Origin of the sequence: Microcystis protocystis FBCC-A270 (assembly GCF_050500235.1) — a bacterium.
Lineage (GTDB): Bacteria > Cyanobacteriota > Cyanobacteriia > Cyanobacteriales > Microcystaceae > Microcystis > Microcystis ichthyoblabe_A.
The window spans coordinates 4,660,801-4,681,528 of the sequence record NZ_CP191407.1 but is presented as its reverse complement, the minus strand read 5'-3'; the positions used below and the strand labels follow the sequence as shown (position 1 = coordinate 4,681,528).

Here is a 20,728-nt window from a genome sequence, read left to right as displayed (position 1 = left end):
CTTGTCAAGGTAGATAGAGAGATGGAAACTGCACTTTTGTTCGCCAAATTGCCGGAAGCATACCAAATTTTCGACCCCCTAGTCGATGTCTTGCCCCTGATTCCCCTATTTTTCCTCTTGCTGGCCTTTGTTTGGCAAGCATCCGTCGGTTTTAAATAAATCGACTTTCAATTATCAGTTATCAGTGAGCAGTTATCAGTGATCAGATTTGAGTTTTCAGTGAAATGACATCTTTTTACTGATTACTGTTTACTGAAAAAGCTTCCCAGATTAAAACAAAGCCCCGGTTAAATCAGCATCAGTCAAGTCCACATCTTCTAAAATTGCCCCGCGCAAATCCGCATAACTGAGATCCGCACCCCGGAAACTGGCCCCGGTGAGATCGGTGATAAATCCGTCTCTTTCGGGACTAGCACGAAAATTAACCCGGCAAAGTCGGCAATTAGCGAAATTGGCTCGATATAACAGGGATCCGCTCAGATTAGCATAGTTGAGATCGGCTCCGCAAAAGTTAGTTTTGCCCAAGTCCGTGCGTTGGTCGGAAGTGGAGCGAAAATCCGTATCAATTAATAGGGCCTGCTGGAGATTAGCACTGTTGAGATTAACACCGTTTAAGACGGCTTTGGTTAAATAAGTGGCTTCTAAATTGGCTTCGAGCAGATTAGCTCCGCTTAGGTCCGCATCGCGTAAACAAGCTCGATAAAAGTCCACTTGACTTAAATCTGCTCCCCAGAGAATCGCCTCACTTAAATCCGCTTCCCTCAGCAGCGATCGCGCGAGGCGTATTTTTCCTAACCGGGCCTGTCGCAGATCTGCACGGCAAAAATTGACTCCTGGGAGGGAAATATTAGTTAAGTCGCCTTCCCGCAAATTAATCCCCTGAAAATCTCTTTCTCCCACCCGATAGCGTTGACAAAGTTTTTCTACGAGCATGGAAATTTTTCTCTATCATAATTGAGGTAAAATGTCAAGGGTTTAGCGATTTTTATTTAGGGAGATGGAAAGCCGGCAGACTCTCGAATTCTCGGGCCCGTTGACGCATTTGTTGACTAATGCGATCGCAAACCACCTGACAGAGATCATAGATCACGGGGTCGGTAATTTGATAGTAAACGCTGACTCCTTGGGGTTGTCGCGAGATAATTCCCGCTTGGGTTAAAGCTTTCAGGTGTTTGGAGAGATTGGCTTGACCTAGTCCGGTAGCTTCAGCGATTTCTTTACCATTCATCGCGCCTAATTGCAAGCAACTGAGAATCTGTAGGCGACTGACTTCCGACAGGACTTTGAAATAGTCCGCCACGGAAGCGAGGACGACGCTAGAGGTTTGGGGGGAGAAACTGTCTAACATAGGTGGGTAATAAAGTGACCAGTTAAAAAGGCTGACAATAGGTTATCGTTTAAAACTTTATAACTATTGACTACTATAGTTTAACTGGAAAGGTAACTAGAGTCTAGTCTGCAAGCTCGATCGAGATTGGGTCATTCAGAAATCTACTGCTGCAAGAGTGCCTCCTGACTCCACCAACAGACTTTTTATCGCAAACCCTAACTATCACCGAGCATGGTACTGATTAACTGCCGGACAGTAGTGCTAGGATGGTTCTCTAAATTGCTTGGTAAAGCCCATTCTGAGTCAAGATAGGACATCTTCAGTAAATCTCTCACTTGTTTTGATTTAGCTTGTCCTGTACTTTGAGCAACCCCAAAAGCCTGATAAAGTTCTGTGGCCGAAATGTGGGGATTTTGAGTAGGATCGAAGAGAAAATTGACCATTCCTAGGGCGTGAGTAATGCCAGCAGCCCAGGAATTGGCTTTACCTTTTTCTAGGGGAGAGGGACGCTTACGAGCTAAAGTTGCAGTTAATTGGCGAATAAGTTGGGCGTATTCTTCATTAAGATATTGAGCGGCAAATTTATCGGTAATAGCGGTAATTTCTTGATATTTGGCCTGCATTGCCTTGGGAACATTTTCCGATTTAGGAACAACTGGAGGCGTTTGTTTCAATATTGCTGCCGCTTGCTGTTTGGCGCGTTGTTCAGCATTATATTTTTCTTGAAAAGCTGTTAAACCCTCCTGACTGGTGATATCAAAACCCTGCTGATGCGCTTGTAACAGGAGATTTTTCATAAAACCGCCACTGTTGGGATCGTTCATCAGTTGACTAAAGCGATCGCCTAATTGCTCTAAATATTTAATAATAGCCTTAGCCTGAGTTAATTTATATTCTCGTCCCAAAAATTGCCAAAAACTAATTAATTCAGGGATAGCATCTTCGGTTTCCGTCGGATCGAGGATAGTAATTTTGCGTGGTAAAATCTTCTCCATTAAGATCTGCACATCTGCCTTAGTCATGGTAGCAAGGGTATAACCTTCATAGAGATAGCCCAACTCGACAAAGGTAGCAATCCAACCACCACCTTCTTCTTTTTCTTGATAATAGGCCTCTCCCTCGGGCGAATTGATATATTCTTCGATCGCTCCAGTAATATAATCTTCTAGTAAGGGTTCGGCTTCATCGTAGTCTAAATTATCTAATTGTCGGATATTAAAAGTCATAACTCTAGTTTTCCTGCGAGGCTTTCCTTTAATTTTAGGGGATTAGCTGACCGACAGCCAAACTGACGCTAAAATAGTCTTTGCTGTCCGGGGTTGTTGCTTGCTCCTGACGGTGGTTGTAACCGGTAACTGAACATGACTTCGATTCGTCAACTGCATCAACAACTCGTTAATAAAGAAAAAACAGCCGTCGAAATCGCTACAGAATTTCTCGCTCGTATTCAAGCGATCGAACCACAAGTAAAAAGCTTTCTCCATTTAACCCCGGATTTAGCCCTCGCACAAGCCCGAAAAGTGGACGAGAAAATCGCCAGGGGTGAATCGCTGCATCTGTTAGCAGGTATTCCCATCGCGCTAAAAGATAATCTCTGCACCAAGGGTATCCCCACCACCTGCGCTTCTCGGATTTTAGAGAATTTTGTCCCCCCCTACGAGTCCACCGTTACCCAAAAATTACGGGATTTAGGGGCAGTTATCGTCGGTAAAACCAATTTAGACGAGTTTGCCATGGGTAGTTCAACGGAAAACTCCGGTTATCACGTTACTGCTAATCCTTGGGACTTATCCCGGGTGCCGGGGGGATCTTCCGGGGGTTCGGCTGCGGCTGTGGCCGCTCAAGAATGCGTGGTGGCCCTAGGATCGGATACCGGTGGCTCAATTCGTCAACCGGCTTCATTTTGTGGCGTTGTTGGGCTAAAACCGACCTATGGCTTAGTTTCTCGCTTTGGTTTGGTGGCTTACGCTTCTTCTCTTGATCAGATCGGTCCCTTTGGTCGTACCGTAGAAGATGCGGCGATTTTATTACAAGCGATCGCAGGTTACGATCCCCAAGATTCTACCAGTCTCAATCTGCCGATTCCTGACTATAGCCAATTCCTGAAAACCAGTTTAAAAGGGTTAAAAATTGGCGTAATTAAGGAAACTTTCGGGGAAGGTTTGGATCAGGTGGTTGCTGAGGCAGTTAATCAAGCTTTAGCGCAGTTAAAGGCCCTCGGTGCCACGATTAAAGAGATTTCCTGTCCCCGTTTCCGTTACGGATTGCCCACCTACTACATTATCGCCCCCTCGGAGGCATCGGCGAATTTAGCCCGTTACGATGGGGTTAAATACGGTATTCGGGAAGATGCCGATAGTTTGATTGATATGTACACCAAGACTCGCGCCAAGGGTTTTGGTGCGGAAGTCAAGCGCCGGATTATGTTGGGAACCTATACCCTCTCGGCGGGTTATTATGATGCTTATTACCTGAAAGCACAAAAGGTGAGGACTTTGATCAAAGAGGATTTCGATCGAGCTTTTCAATCGGTAGATGTGTTAGTTTCTCCCACTTCACCGACCACAGCTTTTAAAGCCGGGGAAAAAACGGCGGACCCTCTGAGTATGTATTTATCGGATTTAATGACTATTCCCGTCAATTTAGCCGGTTTACCCGGGTTAAGTCTTCCCTGCGGTTTTGATGGGCAAGGTTTGCCAATTGGTTTACAATTAGTGGGTAATGTGCTGCGCGAAGATCAATTATTTCACGTCGCCCACGCCTACGAACAGGCCACCGATTGGCACAAACGTCAACCATCTTTTACAAATTGATACAATTGCTGGTGGCTATCTTTTGCCGGTAGCCATCAAGTAAAAATCAGCAACCCTGAAAATGTCTCAAGTCTTCTTTTAATTGGGGAAAAGTTACCGAAAAAGCTGTTACTTCGTCATCCCATTCTAAGTTGAGCGGCAGCCGCCAAACTTTGGCTTTTATAAATCACTTTGGTAAGGTCGAATCCAATGCAGTGTTAGCTTGCTCCAACGTTTTGCCGTAACCAATTGGTAAAGGCAACACGTTCTAATTCACCAGAGGCTAAAGCTAAAATGACTCGTTCTTGCTCATCTACAACAGCATTAATCTCCAGTCCATTCAACACAAGAAATGTTTCCATTGCCCCATGACCAGTGCGCTTGTTGCCATCAAGAAATGGGTGATTCATCACAATTGAAAATCCCAAAGCTGAAGCTTTATCAACAATTGTCGGATAAAGATCCTGCCCGCCAAATGTCATGCGTGGTTGAGCAATAGCAGACTCTAAAGAACCTAGGTCACGAATACCCATAGCTCCTTGGGACTGTTGAATAATTTGATGATGTAAATCGAGGACTTCCACTAATGTTAGATAGCGTATCATGCTAAACGACGATAAAGTTCAGCGTTTTTCTTGAGTACATAGCTTGATGCTTGAGTAAATTCGTTTTTACGACCAACCAACCAATCTTCTATGCTGGCACTGAGTAAGTCTTCAGGGGAAACTTGGCTGTTCTGAGCTAACTGTTGTAATCGTCGAAACTGCTCATCTGAGATATTAACAGTAATGGAAGCCATCAAAAACCTCTCAATAGTCTAAATATTTAACATTATAACCTCCGTCAACCTAAATATGGAACCTGTTACAGTTAATTAACGCACCCCTCAAGTCTTCTCTGTGGCCCAGCAATGCTCTAAAGTTGATATAGCGTTTTTCAGTCTGCTGAGGTACAAAAGTTATGGGTTTTAGGCAAAAGGCAAGAGGCAAAAGGGAAGAAAAATAGGTGTACCTCACTAGCTTAGGAAACGCTATATTTTAATTGGGGACAATTTGCCAAAAAAGCTTTCACTTTGTCATCTCACTCTAAGGGTGAAGTTAGCTGTCTGGCAATAACGCAACTGCCAACTTGACCGGATTATCTGCTGGTAGATGTGACCCATTTTTTAGAGTTCTTCTACTTGATATCCCTGTCTCTTGGCAATTTCAAGGATTGGGTTGATGTTATCAATCCCCCACTGATTACAAACGGCAATTGTCTGACCATCTCCGGTTTGGAGTAACTGCTCCTCGTTTAAGAAGTAGCGTTTAGCCCCTCCCTTTTCCGTCGCTTTTTCTAGTAGGGCAACAACACCAAAGCTAGGATGAATTTCATCAGGGAATATCTGGCGTAATTGGTCGAAAGTTGTGTCCGGATTTGTTTGGAGGTGATGAGTAACGATAGCTAGTACGAGCTGGCGCTTATTGTAAATATTTCCAAGGAACTGATATTGCGTCTTATCTTTACTAAAACTGGCAGCCGTTCTCTGAGCCGATGCTTGCTCTCTCACCTTCACTTGGTACTCTTCTGCTTCTGGCAATGGGATAATTTGTTCAATGTCAAGCAGAAGCTCTTCCCCAAGCTTATAGGGTTGTAGCCGAACACAACGGATATCCAAATCTCGATCGTTTAGCCACATTACCGTTGTGGTTAGCTCTCTAGAAAAGTTAGCCGATGCCAAAACAATTCTGACATCCTTTGGAAATTGCTCTTCTAGGGCATTACTCCAGCCCAAAAAGTTGAGGATTTCTTCCTCAGCATTTTTACCAATACAACGTTTTTCAAGATATTGCTGGTAAATTTCAACAGCTCTTTTGAAGGTCAATGTAGAAACCATCGCGGCATAGCGAAGTGCTTGAAGTTCCATGTGGGCACCAGTGTCATCTCTTTTAAGTTCAATGACTACTAAGTTCGCTTGTTTATCAATGCCGAGCAGATCAATTCTTCTAGCTCCTTCAGTCCATTCTGAAAACTCTTCAGAAATGACCAACGTATCTGGAGAGATGACTGTGATTTTATCTCTTAGAGCAGCTTGGAGGTCAGAACGCTCTTGAATTTTCTCTATGCCAAACTGTGTGTTCTGGACTTCAGTAATTTGTTTATCTTTGAAAGTATAGAGAGGCATGAGTTCCACTAGCTTTAGACAATGATTTATACATTATACAGTTAAAACTGAACCCAAGTAAGACAGCTAACGGCCATGGTCAGCGGTGGTAATCAAAAATGGCGTTGCTGAATCAAGATATGAATACTAATGAATGCACCTATCCACAAGTTAGCCTAGTTCTAGGTTTTAAAAATTGCCAAAGAAGACAATTTCCTAGAAGTACAATTTAGGTTTTATTCCCGTTTCTTCAGTGAAATCTTCCTCTATCTCCACCAAACAGACTTAAGCAACAACTGGCAGGGAGTAGTTATTTATCCTCGGCGTTCAGTGGAAAGCGTAGAGACGGCTCGTTATGGGGATTTAATCAACTCCAGCAGGATTTTACGTTTTTATCTCGAGGAATTAAGGGAAGTGGAATCCCAGGGAATATCGATGTTACAATTAATTATAGCACCAACCGCCAGAGCGATCGAGCAGGGAAAACAATTAATTCCACGGATTAGACAAGAATTCCCTAAGTTCAAACAACAGCAAGAACTTTTAGAATTGATAGAGACAATCTTGGTTTATAAGTTACCCCAAGTCAGTAGAAAGGAGATAGAAGCGATGTTTAGTTTAAGTGATTTAAAACAAACTAAAGTGTATCAGGAAGCTTTAGAGGAAGGTAGAGAGGAAGGTAGAGAGGAAGGTAGAGAGGAAGGTAGAGAGGAAGGTAGAGAGGAAGGCCGACAAGAAGGCGAATTAGCGGCAAAATTAGCCTCTATTCCTCGCTTATTGGCCTTAGGATTAAACTTTGAACAGATAGCACAAGCTTTAGAATTAGAGATCGAACAGGTTAGACAAGCGACTCAAGGGGAATAGGAAAAGTTCAAACTTTGATAAATTAATATAATTGCTGGTGGCTATCTTTTGCCGGTAGCCATCAAGTAAATCGAAGAATAAAGTAGGTGGGGTTGAACGATAGTGAAACCCGAAATTTAAGTAATTGGGTTGGGTTTAGTCAAATAAATTCCTGTAAAATAGCTTCGATTTGTCCTTTTAGAGGAGGAATATCATTTTCAACAATATCCCAAATAATCTCTAGATTAATACGAAAATATTCATGAATAGTTAAGTTTCTTAGATCGCTGGCATCTCGCCAAGGAACTGCGGGATATCTTGCTTTAAATTCTTAAGAAGTTGCTCTAGCTGCTTCACCAATAATTTGTAAATGATAGACAATCCAAGTTTGAATTAATTCTTGTTGTTCAAACACGGTTTTTCCCTGTCGAGCATACTTTTCTACACGCTCAATTGCTTCTAAAATATCCCGCAAGCGTTCGGTATCATCCCTCATAGTGGTATTGCTTCTTTAAGTACGCGCTCTCTGATCCTATCTTTAAGTCCCTGTTCGGTAACAATATCAACTTTGCAGCCTAACAAGTCTTCCAGTTCTCGAATTAACGGCAAGGGAAACCAGGGACTCCGACGTTCGCTACAATAATCAATTAATAAATCAATATCGCTTTTTTCGTCAGCTTCTCCCCGTGCAACAGAACCAAAGATTCGCACGTTATTTGCGCCGTGTTTAGCAGCAATAGCAAGGATTTTTTCTCGTTTGTTCTTGAGTAATTCGTCAATTTTCATGATCTACTTAGTTTGCGATAAATTTTGTCGAAAAAAGCTTCCTTGTACCGATTCTTGGGGTAGGGATTTAGTTTGTTTCTCACTCTTTATTTAGGGCTTGCTGAATATTGGTAAAAGCTTTACTAGAAAAGGGTTATGTGCTTTTTTTTCAAAAAAAGTGCAAGAAACAAAGGTTGAGGAATCGATCTGAGGGACTTAAAACCCTTGCACTTTCATTAAACCCTTCTATCCAACGTCCATCATACCCTATTTAATCTTGCTTCCGATAGTGTTGGGTTTCTTGCCTTTAACCAAACCAAAGCGACAAGACGGCGATTAAACTATACAATAAAAAAAGAAGACCATACCCTAAAACAGACATTCGTATTCTTCAAGATACCAGTCTCTCCATGCTAATCGTGGCAAATGCCCACGAGGAGCATTTAAACTAAATGTTAATACTGCTCGTTATGGGGAGTTAATCAACTCCAGCAGGATTTTACGTTTTTATCTCGAGGAATTAAGGGAAGGGGAATCCCTCCACCCTACCCCCACGAAAAACTTTTTGCCGCAAACCCTAATTAACCCTGAATTGCTTTAGCTAGTTGAACGTGAAGTTTATGACTGGCTTTAAAAGCCATGTAATGAGCGGTGGGAATGGTTCCCAGTAAACTCAAATCACCAATTAAGTCCAATAATTTATGTCTTGCTGGCTCATTATCAAAGCGTAAAGGAGGATTTAACCATTGATTTTGATCGCAGATCAAAGCATTTTCTAAACTGCCTCCTTTAATTAAACCAGCCTTTTGCAGATATTCAATTTGATCGGCAAAACCGAAAGTCCGAGCATCTGCGATCGCATTTTGAAAACTTTCTTGATTAGGACTCCAACTATACCATTGATTACCGATCGGTTTATAAGTAAAATCGATGCCGTAGGTAAAACGTAATTCAGGGGAAGGAATCGCCGCTACAAAAGCATCCCCTTCGTACAACCAAATCGGTTGAGAAATGGTTAAATCTGATGGAGAAAAAGAGTTATTTAAACCAGCATTTTTGATCGCTTCCACCCAGATTTTAGCCGAACCATCGAGGAGAGGAATTTCCGCACCATCCACCTCAATGCGAGCATCCTCTACCCCCAAAGCGGTTAAGGCCGCTAATAAATGCTCAACAGTTCTAACCTTTGCTTCTCCTCGTCCCAATTCTGTTGATAAAGTCGTTTGGTAAACCGAAGAAACTAGAGCGGGAATAATCGGTTGATTGGCTAGATCTCTGCGGACAAAATAACGTCCTTCTCCTGGATTTGCCCCACAGACGCGCACCCGTGTTATCTCCCCCGAATGCAGTCCAATTCCCGATAATTCAAATTGTTTAGAGATAGTAGAAACCATAATTATCAAGTAATAAAGCTTTTATCAGTGAACAGCAAAAATAACTAAATTCATCGATAACTGGTAACTGATAACTGATAACTGGTAACTGATAACTGATTAGAATCGTTCCCCGATACCGAAATGGATACGAGAACTACCATCGACATTAAAACCGTAGTCAACCCGAATTTGGCCGACAGGAGATTGTACCCGAACACCTAAACCGTAACCGAGACCAGTACCGGGTAAATCCCGGACAATCCCGGGTTGACCGGGGACATCACCTTGGGAACCAATAGTAGTGCCGAAATCGACAAATAACGCCCCCCCGATAATTGCCACAATGGGAAAACGATATTCGGCCGTCGCTTGGAAATAACTGCGACCGCTACCCACTTCTCCCTCGGCGTAACCCCGTACAGAGTTACTACCCCCAACAATAAAAGCATCGTAGGGGGGTAAATCGCCTAATACTGTCCCTGCTTGCACATTAAAAGCTAGGGATTGCTGACCTTTAAAAATATCGGTTTCAAAGAGATTAAAGGGATTAATAAACCGAACGGGGATAAAGTAACTGTAACTACCCCGAACACGAGTTCCGAAAATACTGCCAGAACCAACCGGGACAGTTTGTTCTAAACCTAGACGCAGGAAAGAACCACTGGTGGGTTGCAGGGGATTGTCGCGAAAATCTTGAATAGCGCCAATATTGAGGGAAAGTAGATCATCGGTCCCAGAGGAACTAAACGCCAGTTTTTGACTGCCAAAACCATTGAGAGGTGCAGACAGGGGGGAGATGTCACCATTGGCATTTTGCACCTGTACCTGTTGATAGTTAAAACCTAGGGAAACCACCCATTTTGGTTTTGTAAAAACATCAGGGGCCAAAGGACGGACAAAAGTAATACCGCCACCCGTGCGGACGATACGGGGACTATCATTATCGTTAAGCGTCCGAATTGAGGAATCTTCCCCATCATAAACTAGAGAAATCGACTGTCGCCGGAAAACGTTGACCGTGTAGGAAGTACGGAAATTATCCGTGGCAATCCAAGGATCGGAAAAACTCAGATCGAATAAAAATTCCCGTTCCCCTAACTGAACTTCTGCCCCTAAAGTTTGGTTATTACCGCCAAAATTGCGCTGCTGATAGCTGACAGTGCCGAATAAGCCTGCATTCGAGCTAATACCGCCCCCAGCGGCTAGGGAACCCGTATTACCTTCCACCACATCGACGTTAACAATCACCTCCCTTGGGTCGCTGCCGGGGGAAAAAGACAGACGCACATCCTCGAATAAACCGAGACCGAAAACACGCTGTAAATCCTGTTGGGCAGTATTACGGTTGAAAATATCCCCCGCTTTTAGGCGCATTTCCCTAGTAATGATAAATTCTCTGGTTTTAGCCTTGACTGGTTCCTGTTCGACGTTAAAATAACGTACTTGAATTTTTTCGATTAAACCTTCGGAAATGACCAGAATAACCCGACCATCGGGATTGACTTGCGGCGCACCGATCACCTGGGCTAGATCATAGCCGTTTTTGCTGTACCAGTCATTAATTTTTTTTACCCCCGCCTGTAGTTCCCGTAAATTCAGGGTTTTGCCGTATTGACTAGCGAAAATTTCCTCGACCACCCCGGCAGGTAAAATCGATTTGTCCACGGTTTCTGGGGCAATTTGAATTTGTACACCCTGAAAAACGGGGTTAGGTTGCACCTCAAAGGTAACTCGCACCCCTAGGGGCGTATCTTGGGGAACTGCCCGCACATCGGCAAAAAAGCCCGTGGCAAAAACGGCGTTAATATCTTCTTGTAATTGCGATCGAGTCGCGCTTCGTCCAGGTCGGGTGCGAATGGTATTATAAACTAGATTTTCTAATTCTCGATTAGCCCCTTGTACTACCACTTCAGCCACCAAAACCCGCGACTCCTCCGCCGGTGCCGGTGGAGCTGCGGTGGGAGTTTCTGTAGGGATTGGGTTTTCCGTCGGAGTTTCCGTCGGTGGTGCCACGGGTGGAGTAGTTTCTCCCGTCGCAGGAGGAGACTGTACTAGCTGCTCGACGCGGGGAAAAACCGTCTCTGTGGGTTCTTCTTCGGCCATGACCGTCCCGTGAAATAATCCGAAAATAGCCAGCAGCAGGGCCAGCGAGGAGTATCGCCTCGAAAAATTGAGATTTTTAAGCACTTCCACACACCCAGTAACACCATTATGGTTTTGTTTGTTTTCTCTGCCCGAGAAATTTAACGAACGTTAAAACTCTAGCAGATCGCTTACTCTCAGTAAATCCCAGCTTGACCGGTGATTCAAGAGATGCTGCCTCAGGTCTGATATTTGTCAGCCGTCAGCATTAAGTTTTTATCTTGCCATATCTTAGCTTTTTCTGGTTTGGCTCTATCCCAATTCACCATCGAGAATTATTGCCACCTCGGTTGGCGCACAATTAATTACGCTGGGGCAGCTGTTAACGTCTTTTTTGTAATAACTGTACCAGTTGCGAGACCTGTTGGCGACTGAACATTTGCCGCAGGGTACTAGCTGCTAATTCGGGTTCTAGGGTAATCAGGATTTGTGGTAATTTGGCGGTGGCTAATAATTGCAATTCTTGACTGACGGTGATTTCTTCCCCGCGACCCCATGCTAATAAATCACTGGCTTGTTTTAATTCTTTAATGATAACTGGGGCGAGAGTACGGTAGGAATGTTTGGGGTTAGCCAGAGCCGATTGAGCATTTTTAACTAAATATTGCCATTGTTGCTGTTCTGAGGCCAATTGAGACAGAGATGAAATTAATTTTTGTAATTGCTGACGGGAAGCGCTGGTTTCTTGCTGTTTAAACAGTTGTAACATCTGTTTGAGTATATCTCTGACGCTAATGGAGATAGAAGGGGCTGCCGCAATAGCAGAGGTAGATTTTCCCTGGCCGAGAAGATAGTTAAGATGGGCCTGTAATTCGGCAAAAGTCGCTTCACCGTTTTTAACGATGGCGTTAGCTTCCTCGCTTTGCAAACCTAAGGGCTCCCGCAGCTTATCGATTAATACCTGAAGCAGATCATAACCCTTGAGGAACAAAGACTCTAATTTTTGATCGACTTCTATAGGATTTTCTTTTAGTATTTTGAAAGCATCCTCAAGACGGTGAGCAGTTTTTTGGATACTGCTATAACCTAACATGGCCGCCCCCCCCTTGACGGAATGGACGGCACGAAACATCTCGTTCATCTGTTCATTGTTGTTGACGAGATTGCCTAAGTCTAAAATACCCTGTTCTAAAGTTTCCAGGTGTTCTTTTGCTTCTTCGATGAAATAGCCGAGAATTTTCTGAGCGTTAGCAGAGTCCAAAGTCTTATCCCCCTCATCACGATGCTGTTTAGTTCTAGATTGCCCAGTTTTTCAGTAAATATATCACTTATCAGGCAATGGCTAGGAAAACTGGCGGCTCTTCTGGTTTATGTGTGGAAACGAGATCTATACTGATAGTCTCTTCCGCAGCTCGACTGAGCGTTCGTGTTAGTGAGCTTGTCGAACTACTGATCTCACGCCGAAGTCATCGCCGAACGTTAAAATAGCCCTAAACGTCTTGCCCGATAAGCATTTCAAGATTCCATAAGCAAAAATTATCACACAAAGTCGAGAAGAGCCCTGATATTTTTTCAGTGAAATTGAATTAGCAACGATAGATATACATTTGAGCTATCGAACTATTTAGTTAGTATATAGCGTTTCTGATTCACAAGAGGTACATTCCCGATCCTGAACAGCTTAATCAGCAAAGGTTTAAGTGTGCCGCACAGATGCGAGAACCGCTATATACACCCAAAGCAGGCTGTGATCAGGTTATAATTTTTGGAGATGTTTAATGAGCATGGTGCGTTCCCCAAAATCTATCGGTCCGGCAGTAGGAGCCACATCAAGGAACGCACACTATAGCTATGATGATCGCTATCCTAGAAATAAGCTCTGTTCCGTCCGCAGCAACGAAGTGTTAGACATCTTTTAGCTCTTCAAACCTTGACAAGAGCCTATGAGGAACTAAGAAAATCATTTTAACACGAGAGTTTGTCGGTTTTGTTTCAATCTTCATGAATTTTGGTTGGAAATTATCTCCATTCTCATCCTTAGATTTGACGAAAGCAAAACAGGTAAATTCAATAGATTTAATAAATTCGAGGAGCTTCTTTGTTGGATAAATTTCCGACAAGACCAAAGGCTGATCTCGAATGAGAAGATTTTTGCCACCCATTAGTATATCGAAATCTGCTCCTTCAGCATCTGTTTTGATACAGGAAACACTTAGTAACGGATAATCAGACATCAATTTGTCTAAAGTATTTACCTTGACTGTCACCTTGTTCTCTTGGGGACTATACCTAACCAGCGAATTTAGTTCAGGCATTGAGTTCAAATTAAGATCCATAGTGCCAGGCTCGGAAAAAAGTGCTTCTTCTAGAATATGACAATTTTGAAACTGGGAAAGATTTCTCTTTAAGTGTTCAACCATTCTCGGATCGGGTTCAAAGGCATAAACCTGATTGGATGAAGGAGCAGCCAGTAAACTGTAATAACCAATATTAGCCCCAACATCAATAAAGTCTTTATTAATATCTAAGAACCGATGAAGGATAATTTCAGATCCCCAATCTAACTTGCTTCCCTTGAGGAAAATTTCCGTTCCGAATCGACTATCATAGGGCAGAGTCATTTCTACATTATTAAATAGAACCATTTTCTGGTTGAGCTTGGTTATCTTATAAAATGCTCGTATTACATAGCGGTATAGGAAATTCCAGCCACCAATCTCTCGAACCAATCCAAGAAAATAACTGAACTTATGCCAATAAGTAGTTTCTTTAAACATATACTCTCACTTCAAGTTAGGCATGAAGGCATCTAAATATTAATTATACCGCTCTCTGCGGTCGAGCCTCCTCCTCTGTCCTACTATCCTACCCCATCGGTCCGACACCCCCTCAATAAAACCCAATACCGCACTGTGGGGTCTAATCACTATCGGTGACTAGGTAATTATGAACTCCCGATTTTAATGGCTCTTCCGAACTTGTCGTGTAAAATCAAAGAAAAAACAGACACTTATTGCTGACCAATAAAAACAATAATTTATCTTTAAAAGCTGACTATGCTTGCAATACAGCAATTTATTGTTTAAAATATAGACAGCCAAGACCAGCAATTTTAGACACAAGCTATACTTATGCCATCAAATCCACAATTAAAGTTAATGACCGGGCTACTTCACCTAGAAGGAGTTGTCGTTACCAATTATCAAATTATTACCGATATAGGAATTGTTTTACATTTAGAAAATATGTCAAGAGAAAGCCAGTGCATTCATTGTGGAAGTAAAACGGAAAAAGTTCATCAAAACAATGAATTAACAATCCGAGATTTACCCTTTGGAGAACAGGCATTATATCTGAGAATCAATCGTCGTCAGATGAGCTGCGAGAAATGTGGGAAAAAATTCACAGAAGAACTAAATTATTTGCCGAAGAAAAGAACCTACACAGACAGATTTAGAAAAAAAATAGTGGCCGAAGTCCTGAATAGTGATCTCAAAAATACGGCAGAAAGAAATGGAGTAAGCGAACAAGAAATAGAGACGATGCTCAAAGACTTAGGAGAAGAGTTAATAACCGCAAAACCTCAAGGGCTAAAAAAACTAGGAATAGATGAAATAGCCATGATAAAGGGAAAAGGAAATTACTATGCTGTGTTAGTAAATATAGACACAGGAAAAATTATAGGCTTAGTGAAAAAAAGAACAGAAGAAGCATTAACAGAATATCTGAAACACTGGGGAGAAGAGGTTTTGAGCCAAATAGAGGAAGTAAGTATAGACCTGTGGATAGGGTATAAAAATGTGGCAGAAAAAACCTGAAAGGGGGACAAGAAGGCTGAAATCCATATATCATAAGCTTTTCATGGTTTTAGCTCTAAAAAGTTCGCCGCACCATCTCTCACTTATTAATAATAATTCCTAGTAAGCTCGCTCCTATCCCTAATTCTTTCGTTAGCTTTTTGCCTAGAATCGCTAGATCTATTTCTAGCGAGAGAAGCCAGAAGCCTGTGTTGGCAAGTTTTCTAGCTCGCTTGTCCCCCTGTCAGAGAAAAAACTAATGCCTCAAGCTCAAATAGTAGGGGATAGATTCCATGTAATGAAACAAGTAAATAACGAGCTAGATGAAGCAAGAAAGGAGGTAAAAAGAGAGGCAGCTAAGATAAAAAATAAGAAAAATAAAGAAAATATCTTAGCAGGAATAGCCAAGAGCAAATATGCCTTATACCATTTCTCTAAATGAAAACTACACATCGAATTTAAATCCCCCTTTAAGTTCCCCTTTTTAAGGGGGATTTAGGGGGATTAAACTTCTGTAGTCAGACTTTGGAGAATTGGTATTATTAAAGAATGAAGGAGACTTAGTAGAGAAAGAAAGGAAAAAATTGGAAGAAGTATATAAAGTGTCTCCAAAACTTGGGGAAATGCACAAATTAAAAGAGGAATTTAGAGAAGTATTTGAGAAAAATACGGAGGGGAATGAGGGATTATTTGCCTTGAGTGATTGGATAAAAAAGGCGATGGCTTACTTTCCTAAAAGCTGCCAGACAATGAGGCGGTGGATTGATGAAATAACTGCCTATTTTGATAACCGAACAACCCAAGGAACAGTGGAAGTAATTAACAATAAACTGAAGGTGATGAAAAGGAGAGGCTATGGATTTAGAAACTTTAAAAACTTTAGTCTTAGATGTTTATTAAATTGGCATTTTGCCAGTTGATTTTACATGGTAAGTTCGGAAGAACCGGAAATCTTTAGCTGGCATAAGTAGAATTTTTCTCAAGTTACTATTTCTATTTTAGGTGGTTTAAGTGCGTTTTAGCTTACTACCGAATCATTACCGCTGGTTTTGTGCTTCTAGAAATTCCACCCGTGCCTGGGTGGACTGCAATTCTTTGACTAATTCCCGATAGACCGAGAGGGGAACCGAGGGGCGACCAGTGCAACTCTGGGGTACTTGGGGGAAATACGCGGAGTAGTGGTTATGAATTGACTAATTTAGGGCTTTTAAGCGGTAAAAATGGCCTACTGGACCGGTTCCGCTACCGATAGCGAGGGAATGCTCAAGGGCGTTAGTAACGTACTCCTTGGCTTTTTTCACCGCTATTTTTAGGTCATCACCCAAAGCGAGGTTAGCCGCGATCGCTGCCGATAGGGTACAACCAGTCCCGTGAGTGTTATTGGTTTCGACGCTTCTGGTCTTAAAAGTTTGCCATTCCTCCCCATCAAAGTAGATATCAACCCCACGCAGCCGGCCTTTCATGGCTCCTCCTTTCACTAATACCGGTGTGGCTGACTTCTGGAAAATAATTTCGGCGGCCGCTCTCATCGTCTCAAAATCATTGATCTCGATGCCACTTAAAAGCCGTGCTTCGTAACGATTAGGGGTAACAATCGAAGCCAGAGGAATTAAACTATTAAAAAGACTATCTATAGCCCGATCATCAATTAATTTGGCTCCTACCCGCGAAACCATAACCGGATCCACCACTAAACTGATTAAACGCCAGCGCTCGATCGCCTCGGCCACCGCTTCGATAATCTCGCTGCTGAACAGCATTCCCGTCTTGACCGCTTGCACACCGAAATCCCTGACCACCGCATCGATTTGGGCTGTTACCATTTCTGGACTTAAGGATTCGACGCGCTCGACCCCCAGGGTATTTTGGGCGGTAACGCAGGTAAGGGCGCTGGTGCCATGAACTCGGTGGAAGGCGAAGGTTTTCAAATCAGCTTGAATTCCCGCGCCGCCACCACTATCGGAACCGGCGATGGTGAGGGCAATGGCAGTCATAGGCCGTTAGCGATCAAAAGGACGACGACGTTGCAAGAAATCGGGGATATCTAATCCCGCCGGTTTTGGTGGTTCAGGAGTGGGTGCCGGACTGGGTGCGGGGGTATTGATCACCACCTTGCTACTGGTGGGACGAGAGGGGGATTCCCCAGAAAAACCAGTGGCAATGACGGTAATTCTGACTTCTCCCTGCATTTTCTCGTCAATTACTGCCCCAAAGATGATATTAGCGTTGGGATCCACCACTTCATAGATAATTTCGGCGGCGGCATTGACTTCGTGTAGGGTTAGGTCTTGACCACCGGTGATGTTAAAGACCACACCTTTCGCCCCTTCGATCGAGGATTCCAGTAACGGCGAGGAAATAGCAGCGATCGCTCCTTCCTTAGCCCGAGATTTTCCGGAACCGATGCCGATGCCCATTAGGGCTGAACCCGCATCGGCCATCACTGCCCGCACATCGGCGAAATCCACATTGACCAGACCGGGGATAGTGATAATATCCGAGATACCCTGTACCCCTTGCCGCAGCACATCATCAGCGACGCGAAAAGCCTCCTGTAGGGGAGTTTCGGCGGGTATTACCTGTAATAACTGGTTATTGGGGATAATAATCAGGGTATCGACCCGACTTTGTAAACCGCCCACCCCCTCATCGGCCTGATTAGTGCGACGACGACCCTCGAAGGTAAAGGGACGAGTCACAACTCCCACGGTCAAACAGCCGATTTCTTTGGCAATTTCGGCCACAATTGGAGCAGCCCCTGTTCCCGTACCGCCGCCCATGCCAGCGGTAATAAAGACTAGATCAGTTCCTTCCAATGCTTGGGCGATTTCATCCCGGGATTCTTCCGCCGCCTTCTGTCCGATCGCCGGATTGCCCCCCGCCCCTAGGCCGCGGGTTAATTTTGTCCCGATTTGTAACCTCTGGGGGGCGGAGGAGTGGGCCAGGGCCTGGGCATCGGTGTTAATTGCCCAAAATTCGATTCCGGTCACGCCACTGGCGATCATGCGGTTAACGGCGTTACAGCCCCCACCGCCGACCCCGATCACCTTGATCTTGGCGACATTGCTCGGCACGATGCGATTACTACGACTTTCTTCTCGGGGTGTCATCTGTGATTCATGGGGACGAGTAAATAATACTCCAGCATTATTCTGAGAGTAATGATTATCTTCGCTCATAGCTGAACTGGCATAATCGTTACTGTTCAGATTGGGATAGGTGGGAACGATCTCATTAATCGATGTCATTGGAATTGGAACACTCTTAGTACAAGATTCTGTTATTGATTTGATGAATTAGAGATGCACTGTTAACACTATCACTAATATTATGTCGGTTCCAGTATCTACAGTATCAGTTTCTTGTTCATAAAATCATAATTTGGTTTTTTTGCCAATACCTAAAGGGAATAATTGCGGTTATTTACTGATCAATTCCAGTTAATCCCGACCGGTTGCCGTTACTTTGGCAACCCTAGGGGCTGGCTGTGGCTTTAATTGTACAGTGGGAGCATCGGGATTGCTCAGATCAATGTAGATAATTCGCGCTAGAGGTATCTTGGATGACAATTGCCGCGATTGTACGAGAGCGGTTAATTTTTCCGGCAATCTATCTTTATAAAAACCTAAATAGACCTGCCCCAGTTCGGTTTTTAGTACAAGATTACTAGGATTGCGCCAATCGATGGCGGTAATTTTAATGGATAAGTTATTAATTAAGGGATAAATTTTTTGCCACTGTTGTTGATATTGTCGGTCGTAACCAAGCACTTCTAGGCTAGGTAATTGGCTTTTGGGCAGAGTTCGACCATAATAGTTTTGAGGAATTATCGTTCCCGAGGCATCTAAAAAACCTTGCTGTTGATGAGAACGCCAACGGGCAACAGGTTTTCTTTCTTGAATAGAAACAATCACTTTCGGGGGTAATAATTGCCGCTCGATCTTAACGTCGGCAATAGCGGGAATAGCAGCTAATTTTTCTCGCAATTGATGGGTGGGTAATTCCCAGATAGATAGAGGATAGCTTAATTTCAGCCAAGCGCGAATCGACTCGGACGACATTAACTCCGTACCTGCGATTTCCACCTGTCCGGCCTTGGTAATTGTCCAATAGGGTGAAGTCATCCCCCAAGCTAATCCCGTCGCTAAACCACTAACCACCAGAAAGCGACCTAGAGCTTGCCACACCTTTGATCGCCTTTGGTGGCGCAGGTTTTGTCGTTTTTGTTCCAGGGAGAGGGATGAAAGAATTTGATCGCTCATAGGGAAAATCTCGGACAGTTTTGCTGTTATCTTATACCAAATTTCTAAATTCCTGACAGACATAGAGCTTCTAAAATCCAAGACCATCCCGTTAAATACCCGATAGTGTCAGGCTCTTCGGTTTGTGTTATGCAATGAACGGGGGTTATAAGGGATGGAACCCTTATATAGAAAAGCATTTAGCGATTTTTGTCAATTATTTTCGATCTAGAGCGAACTAATCAATTAAATCCCTTGCCAGATAAGGATTTAGTCGATTTATGCCCCCCTATCGAACCATACCAAGTAACGAAGAGCCTAGTGTCATTGGATAAACGATTTAAAAGAGCATCGAGTTTATCTCTTAAAGCATCAAGAGATTCAAAAGTTTCCCATGCCAGAAAATTTTTCAGGTACAGCCAAACTCTCTGTTGCGGGGTTAACTTCAGGACAACAAGAAGGTTGATAAAACAAGATAATATTGTCGGGAATTTCTAAGTGTCCCGCCATATGTGCAGGAGCGTTATCTACTTGTAAAATATGTAATTCATTGGGAAAAGCTTGCGATAGTTGTAATAGATATTCTCCGAAACAATCCCCATCTAAATGGGAGAATTCATAGAAGAAGCTTCTGCCCTGTCGAGGCTCTACAGCCCCGTACAGCCAAAAGCATTGGAAGTTATATTAAAAATTACCAATCGGCTTAACTCCGAAAAGAGTTATTTTATTCCGAGCAATAGTGTGATAACCAAATCTACTTTCATCCTCGCACCAAAAACTTACTTTCTCGTAACGCTTTACTTTCTCGCTTTCCCTGTCTAGTAAAGCTTTTAGTCGTTTAGATAAGTTCGCTTTAAACTCATCTACTTCGCCAGGCAATTGTCTCGGATTTCCTGGTCTAGGTACTTTTAATTTAGCTTCTAATTCCTGTCTAACGAGACGATAAACTGTTGTATAGCTGACGGAAATTTCTCGAACGACCGAGAGCCAAAAATAAATCTCTTTATAGCTGGTAAAACCCACTGGGTCTTTTAATTCGTTTTGTAAAAGAGCGACTTCTTCTACCAAAATCTTTTTCGGTCTTCCTGGTGGGTTTCCTTCAGATAATAATCGCTCGATTCCTCCTTTTCTGTAAAAACTTAACCAGCGATGGATTGTTCTTTCCCCTCGTCCCATTAATACCACTAAATGGCGAACCGTCTCTACCTCCCCCATCTTCAAAAAATATAAGGACTGTACTTTAGCGTAGGCTAAACTACTTTTTTGTTGTTTCATTAATTTTTTTAAATCTTCTACTGACTCAACAATATCAATTTTGGGTACGACCGGCATCGCCAATTTATCCACTTAATAATCTTT

Annotated in this window: 17 protein-coding genes and 6 pseudogenes; 7 read left to right on the top strand and 16 right to left on the bottom strand. The window is 43.1% G+C overall.

Annotated features, from left to right (window positions below; all coding sequences use genetic code 11):
• The first annotated feature begins 21 nt into the window (after positions 1–21).
• Positions 22–159, top strand: a complete 138-nt coding sequence (locus ACQY1X_RS22950) for a photosystem II reaction center protein K (protein WP_002739211.1) — start codon at positions 22–24, stop codon at positions 157–159.
• Between the two features lie 111 nt (positions 160–270).
• Here the strand turns inward: ACQY1X_RS22950 and hetL are convergent, their stop codons facing one another.
• The 3 genes from hetL to ACQY1X_RS22935 form a co-directional block, all read right to left on the bottom strand.
• Complete coding sequence (hetL, locus tag ACQY1X_RS22945) at positions 271–933, bottom strand: heterocyst differentiation pentapeptide repeat protein HetL (protein WP_430015180.1); 663 nt, start codon at positions 931–933, stop codon at positions 271–273.
• Positions 934–985: 52 nt separating this feature from the next.
• Positions 986–1,348 carry an ArsR/SmtB family transcription factor gene (locus ACQY1X_RS22940; protein WP_002738764.1) on the bottom strand — a complete coding sequence of 121 codons (363 nt, stop codon included), beginning with the start codon at positions 1,346–1,348 and terminating at the stop codon, positions 986–988.
• Positions 1,349–1,545: 197 nt separating this feature from the next.
• Entirely contained in the window at positions 1,546–2,556 is a 1,011-nt protein-coding gene (locus ACQY1X_RS22935; protein ID WP_430013620.1) for a DUF6398 domain-containing protein, read from the bottom strand.
• 135 nt (positions 2,557–2,691) lie between these two features.
• On the opposite strand from ACQY1X_RS22935, the gene gatA reads away from it, so the two are divergent.
• Positions 2,692–4,143 (top strand): Asp-tRNA(Asn)/Glu-tRNA(Gln) amidotransferase subunit GatA, encoded by a 1,452-nt coding sequence (gatA, locus tag ACQY1X_RS22930; RefSeq protein WP_430015179.1) that lies wholly within the window; start codon positions 2,692–2,694, stop codon positions 4,141–4,143.
• Positions 4,144–4,340: 197 nt separating this feature from the next.
• Here the strand turns inward: gatA and ACQY1X_RS22925 are convergent, their stop codons facing one another.
• The 3 genes from ACQY1X_RS22925 to ACQY1X_RS22915 all read right to left on the bottom strand — a co-directional run bounded on the left by ACQY1X_RS22925 (position 4,341) and on the right by ACQY1X_RS22915 (position 6,286).
• Complete coding sequence (locus tag ACQY1X_RS22925; protein ID WP_430013618.1) at positions 4,341–4,706, bottom strand: type II toxin-antitoxin system death-on-curing family toxin; 366 nt, start codon at positions 4,704–4,706, stop codon at positions 4,341–4,343.
• Positions 4,707–4,723: 17 nt separating this feature from the next.
• Positions 4,724–4,921 (bottom strand): DNA-binding protein, encoded by a 198-nt coding sequence (locus ACQY1X_RS22920; RefSeq protein ID WP_430015178.1) that lies wholly within the window; start codon positions 4,919–4,921, stop codon positions 4,724–4,726.
• 366 nt (positions 4,922–5,287) lie between these two features.
• The gene (locus tag ACQY1X_RS22915; protein ID WP_430014710.1) at positions 5,288–6,286 is read right to left on the bottom strand and encodes a hypothetical protein; all 999 of its coding nucleotides are present in this window, start codon (positions 6,284–6,286) and stop codon (positions 5,288–5,290) included.
• A 192-nt stretch (positions 6,287–6,478) separates the two neighbouring features.
• Here ACQY1X_RS22915 and ACQY1X_RS22910 point away from each other — a divergent pair.
• Positions 6,479–7,129 (top strand): annotated as a pseudogene (locus ACQY1X_RS22910) (Rpn family recombination-promoting nuclease/putative transposase); the annotation flags it as partial.
• A gap of 139 nt (positions 7,130–7,268) precedes the next feature.
• Here ACQY1X_RS22910 and ACQY1X_RS22905 read toward each other — a convergent pair.
• The 5 genes and pseudogenes from ACQY1X_RS22905 to ACQY1X_RS22885 all read right to left on the bottom strand — a co-directional run bounded on the left by ACQY1X_RS22905 (position 7,269) and on the right by ACQY1X_RS22885 (position 12,592).
• Positions 7,269–7,604: pseudogene (locus ACQY1X_RS22905) on the bottom strand (HepT-like ribonuclease domain-containing protein).
• Complete coding sequence (locus ACQY1X_RS22900; protein ID WP_002738918.1) at positions 7,601–7,894, bottom strand: nucleotidyltransferase family protein; 294 nt, start codon at positions 7,892–7,894, stop codon at positions 7,601–7,603. The pseudogene ACQY1X_RS22905 and the gene ACQY1X_RS22900 overlap by 4 nt, the downstream one beginning before the upstream one ends.
• Before the next feature lie 560 nt (positions 7,895–8,454).
• Positions 8,455–9,267 (bottom strand): UDP-3-O-acyl-N-acetylglucosamine deacetylase, encoded by an 813-nt coding sequence (gene lpxC / locus ACQY1X_RS22895; protein ID WP_002738636.1) that lies wholly within the window; start codon positions 9,265–9,267, stop codon positions 8,455–8,457.
• A gap of 99 nt (positions 9,268–9,366) precedes the next feature.
• Entirely contained in the window at positions 9,367–11,352 is a 1,986-nt protein-coding gene (locus tag ACQY1X_RS22890) for a BamA/TamA family outer membrane protein (protein ID WP_430014709.1), read from the bottom strand.
• Between the two features lie 361 nt (positions 11,353–11,713).
• A complete protein-coding gene (locus ACQY1X_RS22885; protein ID WP_430013617.1) occupies positions 11,714–12,592 on the bottom strand; it encodes an Hpt domain-containing protein in 879 nt (292 codons plus the stop codon).
• A gap of 523 nt (positions 12,593–13,115) precedes the next feature.
• On the opposite strand from ACQY1X_RS22885, the gene ACQY1X_RS22880 reads away from it, so the two are divergent.
• A complete protein-coding gene (locus tag ACQY1X_RS22880) occupies positions 13,116–13,250 on the top strand; it encodes a hypothetical protein (protein WP_262382432.1) in 135 nt (44 codons plus the stop codon).
• Here the strand turns inward: ACQY1X_RS22880 and ACQY1X_RS22875 are convergent.
• The gene (locus ACQY1X_RS22875; RefSeq protein ID WP_430013616.1) at positions 13,236–14,108 is read right to left on the bottom strand and encodes an FkbM family methyltransferase; all 873 of its coding nucleotides are present in this window, start codon (positions 14,106–14,108) and stop codon (positions 13,236–13,238) included. The genes ACQY1X_RS22880 and ACQY1X_RS22875 overlap by 15 nt on opposite strands.
• A 354-nt stretch (positions 14,109–14,462) precedes the next feature.
• On the opposite strand from ACQY1X_RS22875, the pseudogene ACQY1X_RS22870 reads away from it, so the two are divergent.
• The 3 pseudogenes from ACQY1X_RS22870 to ACQY1X_RS22860 form a co-directional block, all read left to right on the top strand.
• Positions 14,463–15,140: pseudogene (locus ACQY1X_RS22870) on the top strand (transposase family protein); the annotation flags it as partial.
• 241 nt (positions 15,141–15,381) lie between these two features.
• Positions 15,382–15,549 (top strand): annotated as a pseudogene (locus ACQY1X_RS22865) (transposase); the annotation flags it as partial.
• A gap of 118 nt (positions 15,550–15,667) precedes the next feature.
• Positions 15,668–16,048: pseudogene (locus ACQY1X_RS22860) on the top strand (ISL3 family transposase); the annotation flags it as partial.
• Positions 16,049–16,321: 273 nt separating this feature from the next.
• On the opposite strand, the gene thiD reads toward ACQY1X_RS22860, so the two are convergent.
• The 4 genes and pseudogenes from thiD to ACQY1X_RS22840 all read right to left on the bottom strand — a co-directional run.
• A complete protein-coding gene (gene thiD / locus ACQY1X_RS22855; RefSeq protein WP_002738816.1) occupies positions 16,322–17,122 on the bottom strand; it encodes a bifunctional hydroxymethylpyrimidine kinase/phosphomethylpyrimidine kinase in 801 nt (266 codons plus the stop codon).
• 6 nt (positions 17,123–17,128) lie between these two features.
• On the bottom strand, positions 17,129–18,376 hold the full coding sequence (gene ftsZ, locus ACQY1X_RS22850) for a cell division protein FtsZ (protein WP_002778450.1): 1,248 nt from the start codon (positions 18,374–18,376) through the stop codon (positions 17,129–17,131).
• Positions 18,377–18,568: 192 nt separating this feature from the next.
• Complete coding sequence (locus ACQY1X_RS22845; protein ID WP_430015177.1) at positions 18,569–19,390, bottom strand: cell division protein FtsQ/DivIB; 822 nt, start codon at positions 19,388–19,390, stop codon at positions 18,569–18,571.
• A 269-nt stretch (positions 19,391–19,659) separates the two neighbouring features.
• Positions 19,660–20,701: pseudogene (locus ACQY1X_RS22840) on the bottom strand (IS630 family transposase); the annotation flags it as partial.
• Positions 20,702–20,728 lie beyond the last annotated feature (27 nt).